At 75.0% G+C, this 1,035-nt stretch carries 1 protein-coding gene; it reads left to right on the top strand.

Annotation, left to right across the window (positions count from 1 at the left end):
• The coding region (locus MXD58_RS25420; protein ID WP_518478683.1) for a protein kinase family protein at positions 1 to 509 on the top strand (509 nt) is incomplete at its 5' end.
• Positions 510 to 1,035: the final 526 nt, after the last annotated feature.

Below are 1,035 nucleotides of genomic sequence, written 5' to 3'. Positions count from 1 at the left end.
GGTCGAGGGCCATCGCCCTGCTGCGGGCCGCCGCCGGCGCCGGCGACGTGCTGGCCGATCTGCACGCCGCCGGGCACAGCCACCGGGCGATGACCCCGGACGCCGTGGTGCTGCCCGCCGCCGGCTGGAGCCGGCCCACCGCGGCGCTCACGCCGGCCCTGCGCGACCTGGGGCTCGCCGCCGTGACCCGCCAGGCGGGTGAGGGACCGGCCGAGTACCGGGCTCCCGAGCAGGAGAAGCTCGGGCTGCACTGCCCCCGGATCGGCTCGCGCACAGACGTGTTCCGGCTGGCCGCGATGGCCTACCACGGGCTGGCCGGGGTCGCGCCGACACGCGGCTGGCCGGCGCCCCTGCGCGGCTGCCACCTGCCGTTCGCCGTGCCGCAGACCCTCGACGAGGTGCTGCTGCGCGCCCTCGATCTCGACCCGGCACGCCGGCCGGCACGCATCCGGGTGCTCTCGGACGCCTTCCGCCTGGGCGCCTACCAGCTGGCCCGCGCCGGCCGCTGAACGCCGCCGACCGGTAACTCGCTCTTGGGGCGCGGCATCCGGATCGACCGTGCGCAAGTGCCGCCCACGCTGCCGGCTGGCCCCGCGTGGCCAGGCGCGCCGTCGGCGGATTTGTGCCCACCGGTTGCGGCTGATTGCCACCGGCGGCAATCGCGCCGGTGGGAGCATGGATCCCGGGAGGCAGGAAAGAGACGCCGGGAACGACCGGGAACGACCGGGAACACAACTGGCCAGCATTTCGGTGCACAACGGGTCAGCTTTGGGCAAGTCGGGTGGACGACCCCGCTGGCGGTCTGATTGCATGTTCCCCCGACCGAGGTAGCCGAAAAGCGGGACTGCCCCGCATGAGAGAGAGCTCCACTAACGGGATGACAACGCGAGCCCGCGACCTGCTCCACCGCTCACGCACGCTGCTCGACACCTCCCGCGCAGCCGCCGCGCATCTGCTGGCCTCGCCCACCGCCCCATCCCGTACGCCCGCCTCCCGCTCCCCCGCGGCCCTGCGCGTTCCCACCGCGCCCGGCCG

It is taken from the genome of Frankia sp. AgKG'84/4, from assembly GCF_023242965.2.
Taxonomy (GTDB): Bacteria; Actinomycetota; Actinomycetes; order Frankiales; family Frankiaceae; genus Frankia.
The sequence above is the reverse complement of the archived record's forward strand: the minus strand, read 5'-3'. Positions and strand labels throughout refer to the sequence as shown.